This window comes from Micromonospora sp. MGP-C2 (genome assembly GCF_057766525.1).
Genome location: NZ_JBYMEN010000002.1, coordinates 2,085,282 through 2,104,236, shown reverse-complemented (window position 1 = coordinate 2,104,236; position 18,955 = coordinate 2,085,282). Strand labels below are relative to the sequence as shown.

The 18,955-nt window shown below is 71.3% G+C and carries 14 protein-coding genes; 3 read left to right on the top strand and 11 right to left on the bottom strand.

The window, feature by feature from the left end; all coding sequences use genetic code 11:
- Positions 1–34: 34 nt before the first annotated feature.
- Positions 35–1,768 carry an ABC transporter transmembrane domain-containing protein gene (locus AC3CF1_RS09175; protein WP_355161539.1) on the bottom strand — a complete coding sequence of 578 codons (1,734 nt, stop codon included), beginning with the start codon at positions 1,766–1,768 and terminating at the stop codon, positions 35–37.
- 150 nt (positions 1,769–1,918) lie between these two features.
- Between AC3CF1_RS09175 and AC3CF1_RS09170 the strand changes: the two genes are divergently transcribed.
- From AC3CF1_RS09170 to AC3CF1_RS09160, 3 genes are all read left to right on the top strand, one after another.
- On the top strand, positions 1,919–3,598 hold the full coding sequence (locus AC3CF1_RS09170) for a bifunctional 3'-5' exonuclease/DNA polymerase (RefSeq protein WP_435794542.1): 1,680 nt from the start codon (positions 1,919–1,921) through the stop codon (positions 3,596–3,598).
- A gap of 171 nt (positions 3,599–3,769) precedes the next feature.
- A complete protein-coding gene (locus tag AC3CF1_RS09165; RefSeq protein ID WP_088951889.1) occupies positions 3,770–4,363 on the top strand; it encodes a nucleotidyltransferase family protein in 594 nt (197 codons plus the stop codon).
- Between the two features lie 56 nt (positions 4,364–4,419).
- A complete protein-coding gene (locus AC3CF1_RS09160) occupies positions 4,420–5,178 on the top strand; it encodes a hypothetical protein (RefSeq protein WP_354981864.1) in 759 nt (252 codons plus the stop codon).
- A gap of 164 nt (positions 5,179–5,342) precedes the next feature.
- Here the strand turns inward: AC3CF1_RS09160 and AC3CF1_RS09155 are convergent, their stop codons facing one another.
- From AC3CF1_RS09155 to AC3CF1_RS09110, 10 genes are all read right to left on the bottom strand, one after another.
- On the bottom strand, positions 5,343–6,752 hold the full coding sequence (locus AC3CF1_RS09155; protein WP_354981863.1) for a GH1 family beta-glucosidase: 1,410 nt from the start codon (positions 6,750–6,752) through the stop codon (positions 5,343–5,345).
- A complete protein-coding gene (gene yicI / locus AC3CF1_RS09150; RefSeq protein ID WP_355161538.1) occupies positions 6,749–8,980 on the bottom strand; it encodes an alpha-xylosidase in 2,232 nt (743 codons plus the stop codon). The genes AC3CF1_RS09155 and yicI overlap by 4 nt, the downstream gene beginning before the upstream one ends.
- Positions 8,977–9,858, bottom strand: coding sequence for a carbohydrate ABC transporter permease (locus AC3CF1_RS09145; RefSeq protein ID WP_088949141.1), 882 nt, complete (start codon positions 9,856–9,858; stop codon positions 8,977–8,979). The genes yicI and AC3CF1_RS09145 overlap by 4 nt, the downstream gene beginning before the upstream one ends.
- A gap of 1 nt (position 9,859) precedes the next feature.
- On the bottom strand, positions 9,860–10,825 hold the full coding sequence (locus tag AC3CF1_RS09140) for a carbohydrate ABC transporter permease (protein ID WP_354981861.1): 966 nt from the start codon (positions 10,823–10,825) through the stop codon (positions 9,860–9,862).
- Positions 10,826–10,892: 67 nt separating this feature from the next.
- Positions 10,893–12,197, bottom strand: a complete 1,305-nt coding sequence (locus AC3CF1_RS09135; RefSeq protein ID WP_354981860.1) for an ABC transporter substrate-binding protein — start codon at positions 12,195–12,197, stop codon at positions 10,893–10,895.
- Between the two features lie 78 nt (positions 12,198–12,275).
- Positions 12,276–13,316 (bottom strand): LacI family DNA-binding transcriptional regulator, encoded by a 1,041-nt coding sequence (locus AC3CF1_RS09130; protein WP_210795792.1) that lies wholly within the window; start codon positions 13,314–13,316, stop codon positions 12,276–12,278.
- 335 nt (positions 13,317–13,651) lie between these two features.
- Positions 13,652–14,560 (bottom strand): amidohydrolase family protein, encoded by a 909-nt coding sequence (locus AC3CF1_RS09125; protein ID WP_354981056.1) that lies wholly within the window; start codon positions 14,558–14,560, stop codon positions 13,652–13,654.
- Positions 14,557–15,366: a metal-dependent hydrolase gene (locus AC3CF1_RS09120; protein ID WP_354981055.1), complete on the bottom strand. Its 810-nt coding sequence runs from the start codon at positions 15,364–15,366 to the stop codon at positions 14,557–14,559. Before AC3CF1_RS09120 ends, AC3CF1_RS09125 begins: the two co-directional genes overlap by 4 nt.
- A gap of 103 nt (positions 15,367–15,469) precedes the next feature.
- Complete coding sequence (locus tag AC3CF1_RS09115) at positions 15,470–17,107, bottom strand: serine/threonine-protein kinase (protein WP_354981054.1); 1,638 nt, start codon at positions 17,105–17,107, stop codon at positions 15,470–15,472.
- A gap of 119 nt (positions 17,108–17,226) precedes the next feature.
- Positions 17,227–18,930: a serine/threonine-protein kinase gene (locus AC3CF1_RS09110; RefSeq protein WP_488450100.1), complete on the bottom strand. Its 1,704-nt coding sequence runs from the start codon at positions 18,928–18,930 to the stop codon at positions 17,227–17,229.
- Between the last annotated feature and the right edge of the window lie 25 nt (positions 18,931–18,955).

The following is an 18,955-nucleotide window of genomic DNA, read 5'->3' as shown; positions in this document are numbered from 1 at the left end:
CGTACGGTGCGGCGGTCGGCCACCGGCAGCCGGTTCACCGGTACGCCTCCTCGGTGTCGGCGGCCTCGATGTCGGGATCGTCGCTGCCACGGGCCACCAGGTGCCGGTAGCCGGCGTCGGAGTCGAGCAGGTCGGCGTGGCTGCCGGTGGCGGTGATCCGGCCGCCGCTCAGGTGTGCGACCAGGTCGGTCCGGCCCAGCAGCAGCGGCGACGTGGCGATCACCACTGTCGTCCGCCCGGCCCGTGCTGCGCGCAACCGTTCGGCGATCCGCGCCTCGGTGTGCGCGTCCACCGCCGAGGTCGGGTCGACGAGGATGAGCACCTCCGGCTCGGCGAGGAGCGCCCGGGCCAGGCGTACCCGTTGGCGCTGACCACCGGAGAGCGTCCGGGCCCGGGCGTCGATCGGGGTGTCCAGACCGGCGGGCAGCGCGTCGACGACGTCCTCGGCGGAGGCGGCCCGCAGGGCCGCGCCGATCCGGTGGTCGTCGTCGGCCAGGGGGCGCAGGATGTCGCGCAGTGTCCCGGCGAAGAGGTACGAGTCGTGGTCGGCGACCATGATCCGGGAACGGACCTCGTCCAGGGCGACCCCGGTCAGCGGCACATCACCCCAGGTGGTGTCACTGATGACGTACCGGCCGAGCCGGTCGGCCAGCGCCAGCCCTTCCGCCGGATCGTCGGCGGCCACACCGGTCAGCCAGCCCGCGCGGACGGTCAGCCCGGTCAGCGGGTCGTGCAGGTCGGCCGGGCCGGCCGGCGCGGCCGGGGCTCCCGGTCGGCGAGGGTCGGGCACCGAGCCCGACCACCGACGACCCGGACCACCGACGTCGTCCGAGGTCACGTTGAGCAGGTCGGCGATCCGTCGGGCGGCGACCCGTCCCCGGATCAACTGGTGACTGCCCTCCAGCAGGAACCAGACCGGCACGATCAGGGTCGCCACGTAGCCGTAGACGGCAACCAGTTCGCCGATCGTGACGTCACCGGTCACCGCCATCCGCGCCGTCAGCCACACCACCGCCGCCAGGAACAGCCCCGGGATGGCGACGGTCGCCGCGTCGATCCAGCTGTAGACCGCGCCCACCCGGTAGCCCTCGGCGCGCAGCTCCTGGGACCTGGCCGCGTACCGTCGGGCGAACAGGTCCCGGCCGCCCACCCCGGCGAGCACCCGCAGGCCGGCCACGATGTCGCCGGATCGTGCGGTGAGCGCTCCCTGCTGTTTGCGGTAGACCGACTCGGCCCGCTCCAGGCGGCGCAGCAGGGGCCCGACGACCAGCCCGACCACCGGCACTCCGACCAGCACGCAGAGCGCGAGCATCGGGGAGATCGACCAGAGCACCACGGCGATGACCCCGTACGCGACGACCGCCCCGACGCCCGGCCCGGTCAGCGTCAGCACCTGCGCCGTCCAGTCGATGTCGGAGCCACCGATGGTGGACACCTCGCCCGCGGCGACCCGGCGCGGCAGCACTGCGCCGATCCGGGACAGGTGGCGCAGCAGGACCTCCGCCGAGCGGGCCTTTGCGTCCTCCCGGATGAAGGTCATCGTGCGGTGTCGCATGATGCCCAGGTAGGACAGGCCCAGTCCCGCGACGACGATCGCCACGACCCAGAGCGCCAGGGCGCGCATGTCGCGGGCGCGCAACCCGTCGTCGACGGCGCGGGCGATGAGGTAGGGCCGAGCCGAGAGGCCCATCATCCAGGCCGTGCCGAACAGGCTGCCGCGCAGCACCCGCCAGGGTTGGAGGCGGGTGAGCCACCACAGGTATCGCATCGGTCCGCGGGTGTCCGGAGTGCCAGGATCGGGATGAGGGATCTGCGGAGGCACCTGGTCACGCTACCGAGCGCCCCCGACACCCCACCGTCCCGAAACCGGTGAGGTGCGCCTCCGTTTCTGTCGGACGGGGGAGGCAGAATCACGTTCGTGCTGGTGGCGGTGGTGTCCGACGAGCGGGGTGGGGGAGTGCTGTGCCCGCTGGACGCCGTCGGTCGACCGGCCGGCCCGGCCGACGTCGTCACCGACCTGGTCGCCGCGGTCGCCGCGCGCGAGGCCGCCGAGCACCCGCGCTGGGTGTGGTCCGGCGCCGCGTCCGTCTATCCGACGCTGCTGCGCGCCGGCGTCCGGGTCGATCGCTGTCACGACGTGGAGTTGACCGAGGCGTTGCTGCTGGGGCACGCGGGCCGCTGGGGCGAGCCGCGCTCGCTGGCCGCGGCCTGGGCCCGGCTGACCGGCGCGGCGGTGCCGCCCGACCCACCGCCGCGCGCCGCCGCGCCGCCCGGGCACGGCCAGGGCGCGCTCTTCGACACCCTGCCCGGCCCGTCGGGCCCGGGCATAGAGGCACTGACCCAGGTGTACGCCGACCAGCTCGCCCGCATCGCGACGACCGAGCACCCGGGCCGGTTCCGGTTGCTGGTGGCCGCCGAGTCCGCCGGCGCGCTGATCGCTGTGGAGATGGGCATGGCCGGGCTGCCCTGGCGGGCCGATGTGCACGACGAGATCCTGCACGAGCTGCTCGGCGAGGCGTCCCCGGTCGGTGGTCCGCCGCGACGGCTCGCCGAGCTGGCCGCTCAGATCGCCGGCGCGCTCGGCGTACGCCGCCTGCACGCCGACTCCCCGGCGGAGCTGCTGAAGGCCTTCGCCCGGGTCGGCGTGGAGCTGCCCAACACCCGGGCCTGGGTGTTGCGCGGGGTGGACCACCCGGCGGTGCCGCTGGTGCTGGAATACAAGGAGCTCTACCGGATCTGGACGGCTCACGGCTGGGCCTGGCGCGAGCAGTGGGTGCAGGGCGGCCGGTTCCAGTCGGAGTACGTGCCGGGTGGGGTCGTCTCCGGCCGTTGGGCCACTCGGGGCGGTGGCGCGTTGCAGATCCCGAAGGTGATCCGGCGGGCGGTGGTGGCCGATCCGGGCTGGCGGCTGGTGGTCGCCGACGCCGGCCAGTTGGAGCCTCGGGTGCTCGCGGCGGTGTCCGGCGACGCGCGACTGGCAGCGGCGGGCGGGGCCGGCGACCTCTATGCCGCGCTGGCGCGTGACTCGTTCGGCGGTGACCGGGCCAAGGCCAAGGTGGCCCTGCTCGGGGCGATGTACGGGCAGACCGGCGGGGCGGCGGTGCCCGCGTTGGCAGTGTTGAAGCGCAGCTACCCGACGGCGTTCGCCTATGTGGAGTCGGCGGCGCGCACCGGTGAGGCGGGCGGGCTGGTGCGCTCGTGGCTGGGGCGGACGTGCCCGCCGGGTTCGGCCGGGTTCGGTGATCCCGACGACGTCCCATCCGATCCGGAGGAGGCGGCCGACCCGCGCGGTCCCCGGGCCCGTGCCGCCCGGTCCCGAGGTCGCTTCACCCGCAACTTCGTCATCCAGGCCACCGCCGCGGAGTGGGCCTCCACGTTGCTGGCCACGCTGCGGACGGAGTTGTCCGGCACCGACGCCGAGTTGGTCTTCTTCCAGCACGACGAGGTGGTCGTGCATGCTCCCGCTGATCAGGCGGCTGCGGTCGCCGAGGCGGTCAACCGGTCCGGTGAGCGGGCCTCCGCGCTGCTCTTCGGTGCGACGCCGGTGCGGTTTCCGCTCGACCTGTCCATCGTCGACTGCTACGCCGACGCGGCCTGACCGACGGAGTGTCAGTGCCGGCAGGTGCCGGGCGTGTAACGGTTGTGCTATTTCTCCTTTTCGCCCCGCCACCCTCGGCTGGCCGTCCTCGTTGCAGTGTCCGTAGGAAGGGACGGGCCGGTCACGGTCGGTCCCCTGCTGGAGGGGGCGCAGCTGAACCGGATCGCAGGAATGATCATCGCGGCGGGTGGTGGACGACGGATCGGTGGTCCTGAGGCACTGCTGCACCAGGGTGACAAGCCCCTGGTCAATCAGATGATCGACACGATGACCGAGGCGGGCTGCGAGCAGATCGTGGTCGTGTTGGGTGCCGCCGCGGAACAGGTCCAGGAGACCGCCGACCTGGGCAAGGCCACCGTTGTGATCAACAAGGCGTGGGGCACCGGGGTCGGCTCGTCCATCCGGGCTGGCCTGGCCGCCATGGACGACGAGGGGATCGAGGCGGTGGTGGTGGTCCCGGTCGACATGCCGGGTCTGACCGTCACGGCGGTCAGCCGGGTGGCCGCGCTGCCGTACCCGGACGTGCTGGTCTGCGCCACCTACGACGGGTTGCGCGGCTACCCGATGCTCTTCGGCCGTCGGCACTGGCCCGGCATCGCCACCCTCGCCAGCGCGGACGTGGGCGCCCGACCTTACCTGCTGGCGCACAAGGACCAGATCGTCGACATCGCCTGCGACTCGGTGGCGGACGGCAGTCGGGCCGACACCCCCGAGCTGATGGAGCTGTACGGCCTGACCGTCCCGCCGCAGCGGGTCGGGGTCTGAGGCGGACTGAGTATCCGTACGGATGTGCCGGGCCGTCCACTGGCGATACTCGTTGCATGCGTCGACTCACCACCGCCCTGCTGTGTCTGGCCGTGCTCGTCGGCTGCGCCAGGCCGGGCGACGCGCCCGTGCAGGCCGGCCCGGCCGCAGACACCGGTTGGACCACCTACCAGACTGATGTCACGGCCGTCCGGGCCGGCGCGGATCCGCGCTCGCTCGTGCTGACCGTGGCGCTGCTGGGTGACGCGGATGGTTGCTCCCGGAATCCGCGAATCACCTACTTCACCGAGGAGAACAACCGCATCTACGCCAACGTGGTGCAGGATTCGCGCCTGTCCGGGGTGGTCGGGGCCTGTCCCACCCACACGCCGGGCGAGGTGACGTTGACAGCGCCAGGGCCGATTGCCGGCCGGACTGTCGTGCTCAACGAGCAGCCGTGGAAGCCCGACGGTGCGGGGTACCAGCGCTGCGACCCGACGTTCGGTTGTGATCCAATGCCGAACGACCACTGTGACCAGGCGTGGGTCGGCGTCGTGGTCCGCGGCATGGACGTGTCCCGGCACTCGACCGGATCGGTCGAGGGCTGCGACGGCACCTGGCTGGTCATGACGGTGCCGTTCGATCCGGTGCCCTGCGGTGCCGAGGCGCGGCCCGGCTGCGACGCGTCGGTCAACGTGCGCCGCTACTTTCTGCGGTGGGCCGGCCAGGGCGGTTGGGAAACGATCGCCAACTCGACGGAGGCCGGCTGCGGACGTGTCCGCACCACCGAGCCGGCCTTCCCGAGGAAGCTCTGCGCCGACCTGCCCCGGCCGTGATCGGCGAAAGCGCGTTCCCGACGGTTCCGGGTCGAGCCGACGGTCCAGGAGCGTTGCGTCGGGCTTCCCGGAATGCGTGATGCCTGTGAGTCATCAGGATGACTCACAGGCATCACGCTCGTCAGGACATGGCCGCAAGCTCGGTGCGGGCGTGGCGGGGTACTTCAGTCCTGCGCCGAGTCCAGCTTTCCGGTGGCGGCCAGGCGCTGGTACCAGTGGGCGCTGTCCTTCCAGGTGCGGACCTGGGTGTCGTAGTCGACCCGGATGATGCCGAAGCGGCGGTCGTAGCCGTAGCCCCACTCGAAGTTGTCCAGCAGCGACCAGACGAAGTAACCGCGCACGTCGGCGCCCTGTTCGCGGGCGTCGGCCATCGCGCCGATGTGCCGACGCAGGTAGTCGATCCGCCGGTCGTCGTGGATCCGCCCGTCGGCCTCCACCACGTCGTCGAACGCCGCGCCGTTCTCGGTGATCATCATGGGCTGGCTGGGGTACGCCTGGTGCAGGCGCAGCAGCAGCTCGGTCAGGGCCGGCGGGTCGATGTTCCACCCCATCGCCGTGTACGGGCCGGGCTGCGGCAGGAAGTCGACGTTGTCCGCGGCGACCCACGGCGTCGACGTCGACGCACCGTGCCCGTCGGCGTCGGAGCGGGGCGACACCCCGTCCCAGGCCCGGACCAGGGTGCTGGAGTAGTAGTTGACCCCGAGCACGTCCAGCGGCACCGCGATCAGCTTCTCGTCGCCTTCGCGGACGAACGACCAGTCGGTGACCGACGCGGTGTCGGCCAGCAGGTCGGCCGGGTACGCGCCGTCGAGCATCGGGCCGAGGAACGCCCGGTTGGCCAACGCGTCGATCCGCCGTACCGCGTCGGAGTCCGCGTCGGAGTCGGACGCCCCCCGGATGACGTGCAGGTTGAGCGTCACCGACAGCTCGGCGGCCGGGGCCAGCTCCCGGACCACCCGACCGGCCAGACCGTGCGCGAGGTTGAGGTGGTGCACCGCGGCCAGCGCCGCCGCCGGCTCGGTCCGACCCGGCGCGTGCACACCGGAGGCGTAGCCCAGGTAGGCCGAGCACCAGGGCTCGTTGAGCGTCGTCCAGGTGTGCACCCGGTCGCCCAGCGCACCGACGATGCCCGCCGCGTACTCCTGGAAGCGCAGCGCGGTCTCCCGCGTCGCCCAGCCGCCGGCGTCCTCCAGCTCCTGCGGCAGGTCCCAGTGGTACATCGTCGCCACCGGGCGGACGCCCCGCTCCAGCAGCCCGTCGACCAGCCGCGAGTAGAAGTCGATGCCCGCCTGGTTGAACCGGCCCGAGCCACCGGGCTGCACCCGTGGCCAGGAGATGGAGAACCGGTACGCGCTGAGGCCCAGCTCGGCGATGTGCCCGAGGTCGTCGGCCCACCGGTGGTAGTGGTCGGCGGCCACGTCGCCGGTGTCGCCGTTGAGCGTACGACCGGGTGTGTGGCTGTAGGTGTCCCAGATTGACGGCCCTCGCCCGTCCTCGGTGGCCGCGCCCTCGATCTGGTACGCGGCCGTCGCCGAACCCCAGACGAAGCTCTCCGGGAAGTGGTGTCGCGTCATCGTTCAGTCCCCTGGATCTCGCAGATGTAGCCCGTCGAGGTGCCGGCGACCAGTGCGGCACTGGCCGTTCCGTCCTCGTAGCGCACGTCGAACTCGGCGCCCGGCCCGTCCCCGGGTGACGGTACCCGTACGCGGGTCCGCTGCCCCTCGGCCGGTGCGTACATCCGCAGGCGCACATCGTCGGCCCACTCGTAGTCCGGTCGGTCGTCACGGGACCCGAACGGGATGACCGCGCCGGGCCGGGCCAGCACCGGCAGGCTGTCGAACCCGTGCTTCTCGGTGACCCACGCCGGACCGGTTACCTGCGCGCCGCTGACCAGGTGTGTCCAGGTGCCGGCGGGTACGTAGTAGGTGACGTCACCGTCGGCGCTGAACACCGGGGCGACCAGCACGTCCGGGCCGAGCATGTACTGCCGGTCCAGGTGCGTCGTGGCGGGGTCGTCCGGGAACTCCACGACCATCGGTCGCATCATCGGCGTCCCGTCGCGGTGCGCCTCCTGGGCGGCGGCCGCCAGGTATGGCATCAGGCGGAGCTTGAGCTGGGTGAAGTGCCGCAGCACGTCGACGGCCTCGTCGTCGAACGCCCACGGCACCCGGTACGACCCTGAGCCGTGCAACCGGGAGTGCGAGGAGAGCAGACCGAAAGCGACCCACCGCTTGAACACCACGGGGTCGGGAGTGCCCTCGAAGCCGCCGATGTCGTGGCTCCAGTAGCCGAAGCCGGAAGCGGCCAGGGACAGCCCTCCGCGCAGCGACTCGGCCATCGCGGCGAACGTCGACTCGCAGTCACCGCCCCAGTGCACCGGGAACTGCTGCCCGCCGGTGGTGGCCGAGCGGGCGAACAGGACCGCGTCGCCCTTGCCCCGCTCGGCCTCCAGCAGCTCGAAGACCGCCTTGTTGTAGAGGTACGAGTAGTAGTTGTGCATCCGCTGCGGATCCGAACCGTCGTGCCACACCACGTCGGTCGGGATGCGCTCACCGAAGTCGGTCTTGAAACAGTCGACGCCCATGTCGAGCAGCGCCTTGAGCTTGCCGGTGAACCAGCGGACCGCGTCCGGGTTGGTGAAGTCGACAAGCGCCATGCCAGCCTGCCACCTGTCCCACTGCCAGACCGAACCGTCGGGGTTGCGCACCAGGTAACCGGCCTCGCGGCCCTCCTCGAAGAGGTACGAACGCTGCGCGATGTACGGGTTGATCCAGACGCACACCTTCAGGTCACGCTCGTGCAGCCGACGCAGCATCCCCTCCGGGTCGGGGAAGGTCTCCGGGTCCCACACGAAGTCGACCCAGTGGAACTGGCGCATCCAGAAGCAGTCGAAGTGGAACACCGACAGCGGCAGCCCGCGCTCGGCCATCCCGTCGACGAACTCGGTGACGGTCTTCTCGTCGTACGCCGTGGTGAACGACGTGGACAGCCACAACCCGTACGACCAGGCGGGGATCCGGGCCGGCCGGCCGGTGAGCGCGGTGTAGCGGCGCAGCACGTCCTTCGGGGTGGGCCCGTCGATGACGTAGTAGGTGAGCGACTGCCCCTCGACGCTGAACTGGGTCTGCGTGACGACCTCGGAGCCGACCTCGAACGACACGTGCTCCGGGTGGTCCACGAAAACGCCGTAACCGGCGCTGCTGAGATAGAACGGCACGTTCTTGTACGCCTGCTCACTGGCGGTGCCACCGTCGGCGTTCCAGATGTCGACGGTCTGGCCGTTCTTCACGAACGGGCCGAAGCGCTCGCCCAACCCGTACACCGTCTCGCCGACCCCCAGCGCGAGCCGTTCGTGCACGTGCCGGCGGCCCTCGGCGTCGGTGACGACGCCGATGCTGCGCCCGGTGGACGCGGTGACCAGCCGGTCGCCGTGCAGGAAGTCGACCCGCCACCCGTCGACGAGCGCGACCCGCGCGGTCAGCTCACCGGTGGTCAGCGTGGCGCTGATCCCGGTGACGTCGACGGTGACCGGGTGCGTGTCGCCGGTGCTCAGCCCGAAATGGGGTTCTCGGGGCAGCCCGCCGGTGTGGTGGGCGATGGTCACCCCGATGACGCCGGGGGCGGGGGAGAAGAACCGGACGGTGACCAGGGGCCGGTTGAGGGTGTCGCCGCGTCCGTTGATCTGGCCGGTCGGTGCGAAGACGGTGAAGCCACGCTCGTCCGGCTCGACCGACTCCACGACGCCGGGACGCAGGACGCTGACACCGGGGCGCAGCTGCCAGTACCCGTCGGTGAACTTCACTTCTCGGCTCCTGCCGTGATGCCGCGCGCCAGGGTGCGCTGGAAGATGAGGAAGAAGAGGATGGCCGGCACGAGGCTGATCAGCGCGCCGGCGTTGGTGGTCGGAGCGTCCATCAGCCGGTCGCCCTGCAACGACGCGAGCGCGACCGGGATGGTCTGCGTCTGGTTGTCGATCAGCATGACCAGCGGGATGAGGAACTCGTTCCAGGTCCAGATGAAGAAGAAGATGAGCAGCACCGCGAGGGTGGGCCGCAGGTTGGGGAAGACCACCCGCCACAGCACCGTCCACTTGCCGGCGCCGTCCAGCGCGGCGGCCTCCAGCAGTGAGCGCGGGAACGTGCCCATCACCGAGGCGAGCAGGTAGGTGCCGAACGCGCTCTGGATGACGGTGAAGATGATGATCACCGCGAGTCGGGTGTTGTAGAGCCCGACCTCCTTGGCCACGTAGTACAGCGGGTAGATCAGGGCCTCCTGCGGCAGCATGTTGGCCAGCAGGAACAACCCGACGATCCAGAGCCGACCGCGGACCCGACCGATGCCCAGGGCGTACGCGTTGAGCAGTGACACGGCGACGCCGAGCACCGCCACCGAACCGGCGATGAGCGCCGAGTTCCAGAGCTTGAGCGGGAAGTTCACCTCGGTCCAGTACGTGCGCAGACCCTTGGTGTAGAACTCGCTCGGCCAGCTCAGCGGCCCGCCCGACGAGTAGTCACCGGGCGACTTGAACGCGTTGAGCAGCATGAACGCGAACGGCACCAGCATGACCAGCGCGCCGAGGATGACCAGGGCGAGCACCACCCAGCGGCTGACGCCCCGGTGGTGGCGGTCGGGTACGGGCCGGCGGACCGGCGCGGGGGCTCCAGTGATCGTCACGGCCATCTCAGAACCCCCGGTCCCGGCGCTCGCTGCGGGCCTGCATCCAGATGAAGACCACGGCCACCACAACGATGATCAGCGTCAGCACCGTCGAGATCGCGGAGCCGTAGCCGACCTGCAGTTTCTTGAAGAACGTGTAGTAGGCGAAGTACGACGGGACGTTGGTCGCGTTGTCCGGACCACCCCGGGTCAGGGCGAAGATCGGCCCGAACACCTTCAGCGCGGCGATGGTGCAGGTCAGGGCCACCACGAAGGTTTCCGGCCGGATCTGCGGGAGGGTGATCGCCCGGAACCGGTGCAGCCAGTTCGCGCCGTCGACCTCGGCCGCCTCGTACAACTCGGGGTCGACCCGTTGAAGCGCCGCCATGAAGACGACCACCGGGTAGCCGATCTGCACCCAGATCATCACCGCCATCACGGCCGGCAGGGCCGTGCCCGGGTCGCCGAGCCAGTCGTGGCGGAGCGCGCCGAGACCCACCGCGTCGAGCAGGCTGTTGAACGCGCCGTCGGGGCGGAGGATCCAGCCCCAGACGATGCCGGCCACCACGACGGGCAGCACCTGCGGAAGGTAGAAGGCGGCCCGCAGCGCGGCGGCGGTGCGGGGCTTGAACCGGCGGCCGATGACGTCGAAGAGCACCGCGGCGAGCAGCAGCCCGAGCACTGTGGGCACCACCACCATCGCGACGATCATCCAGACGGTGTTGCGGAACGACGCCCAGAACACGTCGTCGTGCAGCAGTTGCTGGTAGTTGTCCAGGCCGACCCAGCGGGGGTCGCCGATGCCGGACCACTTGGTCAGCGACAGGTAGAGCGTGCCGACCAGCGGTGCACCGATGACCAGGAGGAAGAGCACCGCTCCGGGTAGCAGGTAGAGCCAGTACGCCGCGTTGCGGCCGCGGCGTCTGCGGCCGGGTGGCGGTGGGGTCGGGGCCGCCGGTTGGGTGGTGGCGAGGGTCTCGGAGACTGCCATGGAAGATCCTTCCCGGCGGGGCGGGCGGGCGCGTCGGTTGTGCCGGTCGCGCCCGCCGCTCGCCGTGTCACTTGCCGGTGATCTCCTTGACGCCATCGGCGTACGGCTTGGCGATCGTGTCGAGGACCTGGTCGGGCGACTTCGAGCCGTTGATCAGGCCCTGGAAGCCGGAGACCAGCACGTCGTAGTAGCCGGGGACCGGCCAGTCCGGGTAGAACGCGAGCCCGTCGGACTTGCTGACCGTGTTGAAGTCCTCGATCAGCTTGCGGTCCTTCGGATCGGTGATCTTCGAGGCGTCGGCGGCGACCGGAACACCACCGTTGTTGCCGATCAGGTCCTGGATCTCCGGACGCAGGGTGATGTCGATGAAGTCGTACGCCAGGCTCTTGGCCTTGCTGTTCTCCGGGACCACCCAGAGGTTGCCGGAGGAGCCGGCCTGAAGGGTGTTGCCGGGGAAGAGGAAGGTGTCCCAGTCGGCCTTCATCTCGGCCTTGAACCGGCCGTACCACCAGCTACCCGACACGATCATCGGAACCTTGCCGCCGATGAAGGCGGTGCCCATGTCCTCGGCCTTGAGGCTGGCCGAGTTCTTCGCGACGTAGCCCTTGCGCACCCAGTCGGCGAAGGTGTCCGCGCCGTACTTGAGCGGGTCGGCCTTGAAGTCGACCGGGTTCTTGTAGAGCTGGTAGTTGTCGACGAACTGCCGGTCGCCCTTGGACAGGGCGAGCTGGTAGAAGAGCTGCCCGGCCGGGTATTCGGCGCCGGCCATGCCCAGCGGGGTGACGCCCTTGCCGACGAAGGTGTCCATCGCGGCGGTCATCTCGGCCATGCTGGTCGGCACCTTGACGCCGTTTTGCTGGAACAGGTCCTTGTTGTAGTAGACCGTGACGTACTCGCCGTAGTTCGGCACGCCGAACCACTTGCCCGACCCCATCACGCCCTTGTCGCTGTAGCGGGCGGTGGTCTGCAGGCTGGGGCTGAGCTTGCCGGCCCAGCCGCGCTTGTCGGCCTCGGTGCTCAGATCGGTGAGCAGGCCCTGCGAGGAGAGCAGGCCGGCGGTCGCGTTGCCCTTGTTGTACTCCATGATGTCCGGGCCTTCGGACGAGTTGATGATCATGCCCGCGTTCTGCTGGATCTGCTCGAACGCCTTGCGCTCGAAGCGCACCTCGACGCCCGGGTGCTCGGCCTTGAACAGCTCGATGGCCCGGTTCCAGCCGACCCCCATGGCGCTGTTCTCGCTCTCGTAGTGCCAGAGCTTGAGGGTCTTGGCGTCGCTGTCGTCCCCGTTGTCGTCACCGCCGCAGGCGGCCATGGCGGTCGTCGCGGTCGCCGCTATGGCGATCGCGGCGACGAGCCGGCGGAATCGCTGCATTACGATCCTCCTCGTCGAGTATCTAGCCGGTACTTCACTGGGCCCGTCGTCGCGTTGCAGCGCGGCGGCGGGCTGTTCCTACTGGTCAGCCCCCATGGGTTGGCGGCTTCGTGGTGCGGCGGTCGAGCCCCGGATCTCCAACGCGCACGGCAGCAGTTGCTGGTGACGGTGGTCGCCGGGGTCATCCAGGTGGCGCGTCAGCGCCTCGATCGCGATCCGACCGATCGCCGAACCAGGTGAGGTCATCGCCGTCAGCGCCGGGGTGGCCAACTCGGCGACCTGCGGCGAGGTGACCATCGAGACGACGGAGACGTCGTCGGGCACCGACAGCCCGCGGCCGCTCAGCTCACCGAGGATGCCGAAGATCGCGGTCTCGTTCATGGCCAGCACGGCGGTCAGCTCCGGGGCCCGCGCGAACGCGGCGGCCAGGGCCGCGCGCCCGCCGGCAGCGCTGTCCTCGGCCGCGATCATGACCGGCTCCAGGCCGTGCCCGGTCATGGCCGCGGCAAAGGCGTCACGGGTACGCAGCGCGGGCCCGTAGCCGCTGGCCAGCGTCGCGGCCGAGTGGTTGACGTAGACGATCTGCCGGTGCCCGAGGCCGACCAGGTGCGCGACGGCATCCCGGACGGTCTGGTCGAAGTCGATGTCGACGTACGAGAGCGTGCTGGTGTCACCGGTGCGGCCGATCAACACCAGTGGCACGCCGGCCTCCTGGAGCACTGTGACCCGCTCGTCGGCCAGCTGGACCTCCATCAGCACGACGCCGTCGAGCATCCGCTGGCTGGCCAGTCGCCGCAGCTCGCCGGGGTCACCCCCGCCGACCGGCGAGAGGACCAGGTGATAGCCGGCGGCGCTGGCCGCCGCGGCGGCACCGGTGACGAAGGCCGTTTCGGTGGCGCCGAGCCCGCGTTCGTCCATCGGCATCAGCAGGCCGAGGATCCGGCTGCGCCGGCTGGCCAGACCGCGGGCCATCGCGTTGGGCTGGTAGTCGAGCTCGGCCATCGCCGCGAGCACCTTGTTGCGGGTGGCCTGCGAGATCGGCCGGGTGCCGGTGAGCACGTACGAGACGGTGCTGACCGAGACCTGCGCGAGGCGGGCGACGTCGTGCATGGTGGCCATCGCGTTACCTCCTCCGGCCGGGGGTTGGGATCGCTCCCAATTCACCGTCGAAACGCTTCGACTAAGCGGTTCGACAGGACGCTAGGCCACCTGTTACGGCGACGTCAATAGCCGATGTCGAAAACGATCCCGGTGCCGCCTGGGGTGCCCCGCGCGCTCTCGCGTCGCGTGATCCGGTGCGCAAGATCCGAGCAACAACAGGGATGTTGCTGCCTCGCGCGAGCCGGAGGCAGCAACATCCGGGAAGTTGCTCGGATCTTGGTGCGGGGTGCGGGGTGCGGGGTGCGGGGTTGCGGTGCGGCGGCGGGGACGGCGCGGCGGGTCAGGTCAGGTCGTCAGGTCAGGTCGAACATCGCGGCCGCGTTGTTCCAGCAGACCGCGCGCAACCAGTCGTCGCCCAGGTCGAGCCGGGCCAACCCGGTGAGCTGGTCGGCGTACGGGTAGGGGATGTTGGGGAAGTCGCTGCCCAGCAGCACCTTGCCGGACAGTCCCAACTCGCGCAGCCGGGGCAGCTCGTCGTCCGGGAAGGGGACGAACTGGTCGAAGAAGGGCGTGAAGGCCATCGTGGTGTCCAGCCGGACCCGCTCGTACGCCTCCGCGAGATCAAGGAACGCCCGATAGTCCGGGGCGCCGAGGTGTGCCACCACGGCGGTCAGCCGAGGATGGCGGGCCAGCAACTCGCCGAACTGCTCCGGGCCGGTGTGCGCGGTGCCCACGGGTGCGTGCCCGGCGTGCACGACCACCGGCACACCCGCGTCGGACAGCATCCCCCACACCTGGTCCAGCGCCGGATCCGTCGGTGAGAAGCCACCGACCTGGACGTGCACCTTGAACACGCGGGCCCCGTCGGCCAGCGCCGCCTCGACGTAACCGGGCGCGCCCGGTTCGGGGAAGAAGGTGGCCGAGGGCAGGCAGCCCGGGGTGACCCGGGCGAAGTCCAGCGACCACCGGTTGAGGTCCGCGGCCATGCCCGGCCGGTGGGCGTACGCCAGGGCGCTGAACGCCCGCACGCCCAGACGCTGCAGGTACGCGACCCGCTCGGCGTCGCTCCACCGGTACCGGATCGGCCACTCGGTGCCGACCAGTGGGCCGGCCGCGTCGAAGTACGCCCAGATCCTGCGCAGCAGGCGCGGCGGTAGGAAGTGCACGTGCACGTCGGCCAGGCCGGGCAGCCCCAGTCCGCGCCAGAATGCCGGCACCCGCGCGTCGGCGGCTGGCGGCGGCTCCGGCGCCGGATCGGTCATATCTCGATGTCGAACCGGCTCAGCACCGAGGGTGCGATCAGACCGACGGTCGCGAGCGCCGAGATGACGGTCAGGGCGATGCGCATCCCGACCACCTCGGCCTTGCTGCCGACCCGCAGGGCGATGCTGTTCGGCAGGCCGATCATCATCCACATCCGGCGTTTGATCGGGATCGGCCAGAGGATCGGCACGCCGGCTCGGGTGATCATGTCGCCGAGGATGTGCACGAAGCAGCCCACCCCCAGGGCCGTGCCGATCAGCGGATAGCCGCGACCGCCCGGCAGGTTGGCGAAGGTGAACCAGGCCGCCCCGGCCGACGCGAGGGTGATGATCACCCAGCCGGCGCGTTCCGCCCACTCGTCGAACAGCCCGCGCAGCGCCAGGCCGAACATGAAGAACAGGATGGTGATGACCGCCCACTTGCCGTACGCGGCGCAGAGCGCTGTGGTGCCCCAGCCGACCAGCACTGTGAACGGCAGGGTGTGGGTCAGCGTCCGGTGCCCGTTGTTGCGACGCGGGTCCCTGCTGAGCTTCGTGGCGTAGTAGACCCCGAGCGAGATCTTCTCCATCACCTCGGCGGCGAAGAGCGAGAAGACCCCGAAGGTGCGGGCCACGGTGGCACCACCCTGGTTCCTGGTCACCTTGCCCGACATGTCGAGGTCGGGAAAGAGCGCGCCGCCGGCACACACAGCGGTGCCCACCGCCAACGCGAGCGGCGACTGGTGGTAGTCGGCGAACTGGTCCAGTGCCCAGGACCCCGCCAACCACACCGCCGCGCCGGACAGCGCGTGCTGTGGTCCCATCATTTCGGCTCACCCTCCCCAGGGATCTTGAGCGCCCAAAACTACGCCACTGTAGTCAGCCTCGGCGTCGCAGGGGCATCACCCGGAAGGTCCACATCGGACGCTGTCAGAGAGCGGGGGTGAAGCTCTGCCGGATCATCGGCAAGTATGCCGCGTTGACCTGCCAGTCGAACTCTTTTGTCAACCACGAGACGGTGTAGGAACGCTCGGCCGAGGTGTTGGCCAGCAACCGGAAACTGTGCACCTGCTCGCCTGCCGCGTTCTCCCAGCCGCACTCCCAGACAGCGCCACCCTCGAAGATGTCCATCGCGGAGATGTCCACCTTGCGATAGCCGGGGAGCAGCCCGTCACCGGTGGTGAGTCGCGCCTCCTCGGCCTTCCAGTACGCCACCGGGTCGGCCCGCACCGGCCCGGACTCGACGCTGAGCACCCGGGCCCCGCCCGTCTCCCGGAAGCAGGTCACCGACCCCTCCGTCCAGCGCGCCCAGCCCACCGGCGCGGCGATCCGGAAGCCGGTCGGGTCGTCGTGCCAGGTCCAGCCGTCGCGTAGCCGGTACCGTGCCTCGGTCGGCGGCGCGACCGACGCCACCGGAGTGGACGTCGGCGGCGGTGGCGGTGGCGTCGCGCAGGCGAACGCGGCCGGCCGGGCGCTCGACGCGCCCCCACCGGCACCGGACGGCGGCGTCCGCTCGTCGTTGCGGTAGACCAGACCCACGATGACGCCGCCGGCGACGAGGAGAGCGGTGGCCGCGCCGCCGAGAGCGATCAGGCGTCGTCGGCGTCTGCGGGGGCGGCTCGCCGGCCGACCGGCCGACGTCGGCGGGTGGTCGGGCGCACCGGCCGTGTCCACCGGGGCGGGCGATCTGGTACGGCCCGCGCTCCGCAACGCCGCCACCGCCGAGGACATCGGCGGCGCGGCCGGCTGGTCGGGCTCCGCGGCCGCCTGCCGCAGCAGCGGCTCCGCCTCCGCGGCGGTCAACCGTCGCCAGGGGTCGCGTTGCAGCAGGCCGAGGAGCACGGGGCGCAACGGCCCGGCCCGCCGCATCGGGTCCGGCGGCTCGGTGGCCAGCGCGCTGAGCGTCGCCATCGCGCTCGACCGGGCGTACGGGGACTGGCCCTCAACCGTCGCGTAGAGCGTCGCGCCCAACGACCACAGGTCGGTGCGTGGATCCGACACCCCTTCGCGGGCCCGCTCGGGGGCGACGAACTGCGGTGAGCCGAGCACGGTGCCCGGCCCGGTCATCGCACCCTCACCACCGTCGAAGGTGGCCAGCCCGAAGTCGGTGAGGACCACTCGGCCGTCGTCGGCCACCAGCACGTTGTGCGGCTTCACGTCGCGGTGCAGCACCCCGGCGGTGTGCGCGGCCCGCAACGCGGCCAGCACCGCCAACCCGACAAGAGCGGTGCGCTGCGGGCTCAGCGGCCCCTCGGCGCTGATGATCTGCTGCACCGACCGGGACTGCACGTACTCCATCACGATCCAGGGGCTCTCCCGGTCGTGCACCACGTCGTAGATGCGGACCACGTTGGGGTGGTTGAGCCTCGCGGCGGTGCGAGCCTCGCGCAGTGTCCGCAGTCGCAGCTCCTCGCGCTCGGCCTCGGCCAGCCAGGACGGCGGCACGACCTCCTTCACCGCCACGTCGCGATGCAGCATCTCATCGCGAGCAAGCCACACCCGGCCCATCCCGCCGGTGCCGACCAGGTCGAGCAGCCGGTACCGACCCGCGATCAGCAACTGCTGCACGGTCGCTCCCCCTTGGTCACCCCGGGTTACACGATAGCTACCGCGCCCGCTCTTTTCATCCGCTGAGCGGCCTCGATCCACGCCGGACGGTAGTCCGGATCATGACTGTACGGTGCAGGTCAGGGGGGTGGTCGGAAACTGTTTCGCACTGCCGTCCAGTCCGCGCCGGCCCTGGTCCAGTCCCTGTCGTCGGTGATCCAGGCCAGCGTCCACCGGCCTGCGCCGACGACCTGTTGCCGGGCGTGCAGCCATGCGCCGTACGGGGCCTGCCAGCGGCACTCCCACTCCGCCCCTCCGTCGGCAGCGGCGAGCCGGATCTCGTCGTACCCCGGCAGGGCACCGGCCTGGGCAGCCACGTCGCGGACCGTGCGGAGTCGGACCAGCGGGTCGGTGTCGTCGCCGCTGGCGACGCTGAAGGCCCGGCCGGTGGTCGGGTCCTGGAAGCAGGCCACCGCGCCGTCGCGGGAGTAGTACCAGGTAGCCGGCACCGCAACCCGGAACCCGATGGTGTCGGCGTGCCAGACCCAGCCGGGTGGCGGGCGGAACCGTTCGCCCGCCGCGGGGGCGCCGGCCAGCACGGGCGCACCGGCCGCCTTCGGACGGACACACGGGAAGGGTGGCGGAGGAATGCCCGGCCCTCCCGGCGGTGGGCCGGGGCGGTCGGGGTCGTAACCGGGGCCCTGCCCGCCCGGGCCGCCACCACCGTCCGGCGGCCGTGCGGTGGGCCGGCCGGCGGTGTCCCTGGGCTCGTCACCGGTGACGGCCATCGCGGTGCCCACGCCGGCGGCGGCGGCCACCACCAGAGCCACGGCGATCAACGCCGCCCGGCGGATGGTGCGCTGCCGGGCTGGCGGGCGGGAAGCTGGTGGTGTGTCAGCCGGCGCGTTCAGGGCCCGGTCGCCCGGGTTCGCCGGCGGGTCGGGCTCGGGCAACGGGATCGTGAGGTCCTGGTCGTCCGGGTCGTGCGTCTCGGGCCGGTCGCCCGAACCTGTCGGCCCTTCGGCGGTCGGTTCGGTGCGCCCGGTCGCCGCGGCGGTGAGCAGCCGATGGGCCGTGTCGTGGTCGAGGCGGTCGCGCGGGTCGCGGCGCAGCAATCCGGCGAGCACCGGCGCGAGCTGCCCGGCGTGCGGAGCCGGATCCGGCGGTCCGGCGGCCAGTGCGCTCAGGGTGGCCATGGCGGTGCTGCGGGCGTACGGGGAGCGACCCTCCACCGCGGCGTGCAGGGTCGCGCCGAGCGACCACAGGTCCGCAGCCATCGTGGACACTCCCTCGGCGGCTCGCTCCGGGGCAACGTACTGCGGGGAGCCGAGGACCACGCCGGGGCGGGTCATCGCACCGTCGCCGCCGTCGAAGGTGGCCAGCCCGAAGTCGGTGAGCATCACCCGCCCGTCGTGCGCCACGAGCACGTTCTGCGGTTTGATGTCGCGGTGCAGCACCCCGGCGGTGTGCGCGGCGTGCAGCGCGTCGAGCACGGCCAGGCCGATCCGGGCCGCGCGGGCCGGCTCCAGCGGCCCCTCGGCGTCCACCACGTCCTGAAGGGTGCGGGACGGGACGTACTCCATCACGATCCATGGGCTGCCGTCGACCGCGACGACGTCGTAGAGCCGGACCACGGCGGGGTGGTTGAGTCGAGCTGCGGCGCGCGCCTCCCGCAGGGTGCGCGAGCGCAACTCGTCCCGTTCGCGATCGGCCAACCAACTGGGCGGCACGATCTCCTTGACCGCGACCTCGCGATGCAGCATCTCGTCGCGGGCACGCCACACCCGGCCCATGCCCCCGCGACCCACCAGGTCGAGCAGCCGGTACCGATCCGCGATCAGCACCTGCGCACGCACCTCCTCAGCCGCT

What these genes read in the sequence shown, in the direction of transcription:
- AC3CF1_RS09175 (WP_355161539.1), bottom strand. Translation starts at nt 1,768, where the DNA reads ATGCGATACCTGTGGTGGCTCACCCGCCTCCAACCCTGGCGGGTGCTG.
- AC3CF1_RS09165 (WP_088951889.1), top strand. Translation starts at nt 3,770, where the DNA reads ATGATCATCGCGGCGGGTGGTGGACGACGGATCGGTGGTCCTGAGGCA.
- AC3CF1_RS09160 (WP_354981864.1), top strand. Translation starts at nt 4,420, where the DNA reads ATGCGTCGACTCACCACCGCCCTGCTGTGTCTGGCCGTGCTCGTCGGC.
- AC3CF1_RS09155 (WP_354981863.1), bottom strand. Translation starts at nt 6,752, where the DNA reads ATGACGCGACACCACTTCCCGGAGAGCTTCGTCTGGGGTTCGGCGACG.
- AC3CF1_RS09145 (WP_088949141.1), bottom strand. Translation starts at nt 9,858, where the DNA reads ATGGCCGTGACGATCACTGGAGCCCCCGCGCCGGTCCGCCGGCCCGTA.
- AC3CF1_RS09140 (WP_354981861.1), bottom strand. Translation starts at nt 10,825, where the DNA reads ATGGCAGTCTCCGAGACCCTCGCCACCACCCAACCGGCGGCCCCGACC.
- AC3CF1_RS09135 (WP_354981860.1), bottom strand. Translation starts at nt 12,197, where the DNA reads ATGCAGCGATTCCGCCGGCTCGTCGCCGCGATCGCCATAGCGGCGACC.
- AC3CF1_RS09130 (WP_210795792.1), bottom strand. Translation starts at nt 13,316, where the DNA reads ATGGCCACCATGCACGACGTCGCCCGCCTCGCGCAGGTCTCGGTCAGC.
- AC3CF1_RS09125 (WP_354981056.1), bottom strand. Translation starts at nt 14,560, where the DNA reads ATGACCGATCCGGCGCCGGAGCCGCCGCCAGCCGCCGACGCGCGGGTG.
- AC3CF1_RS09120 (WP_354981055.1), bottom strand. Translation starts at nt 15,366, where the DNA reads ATGATGGGACCACAGCACGCGCTGTCCGGCGCGGCGGTGTGGTTGGCG.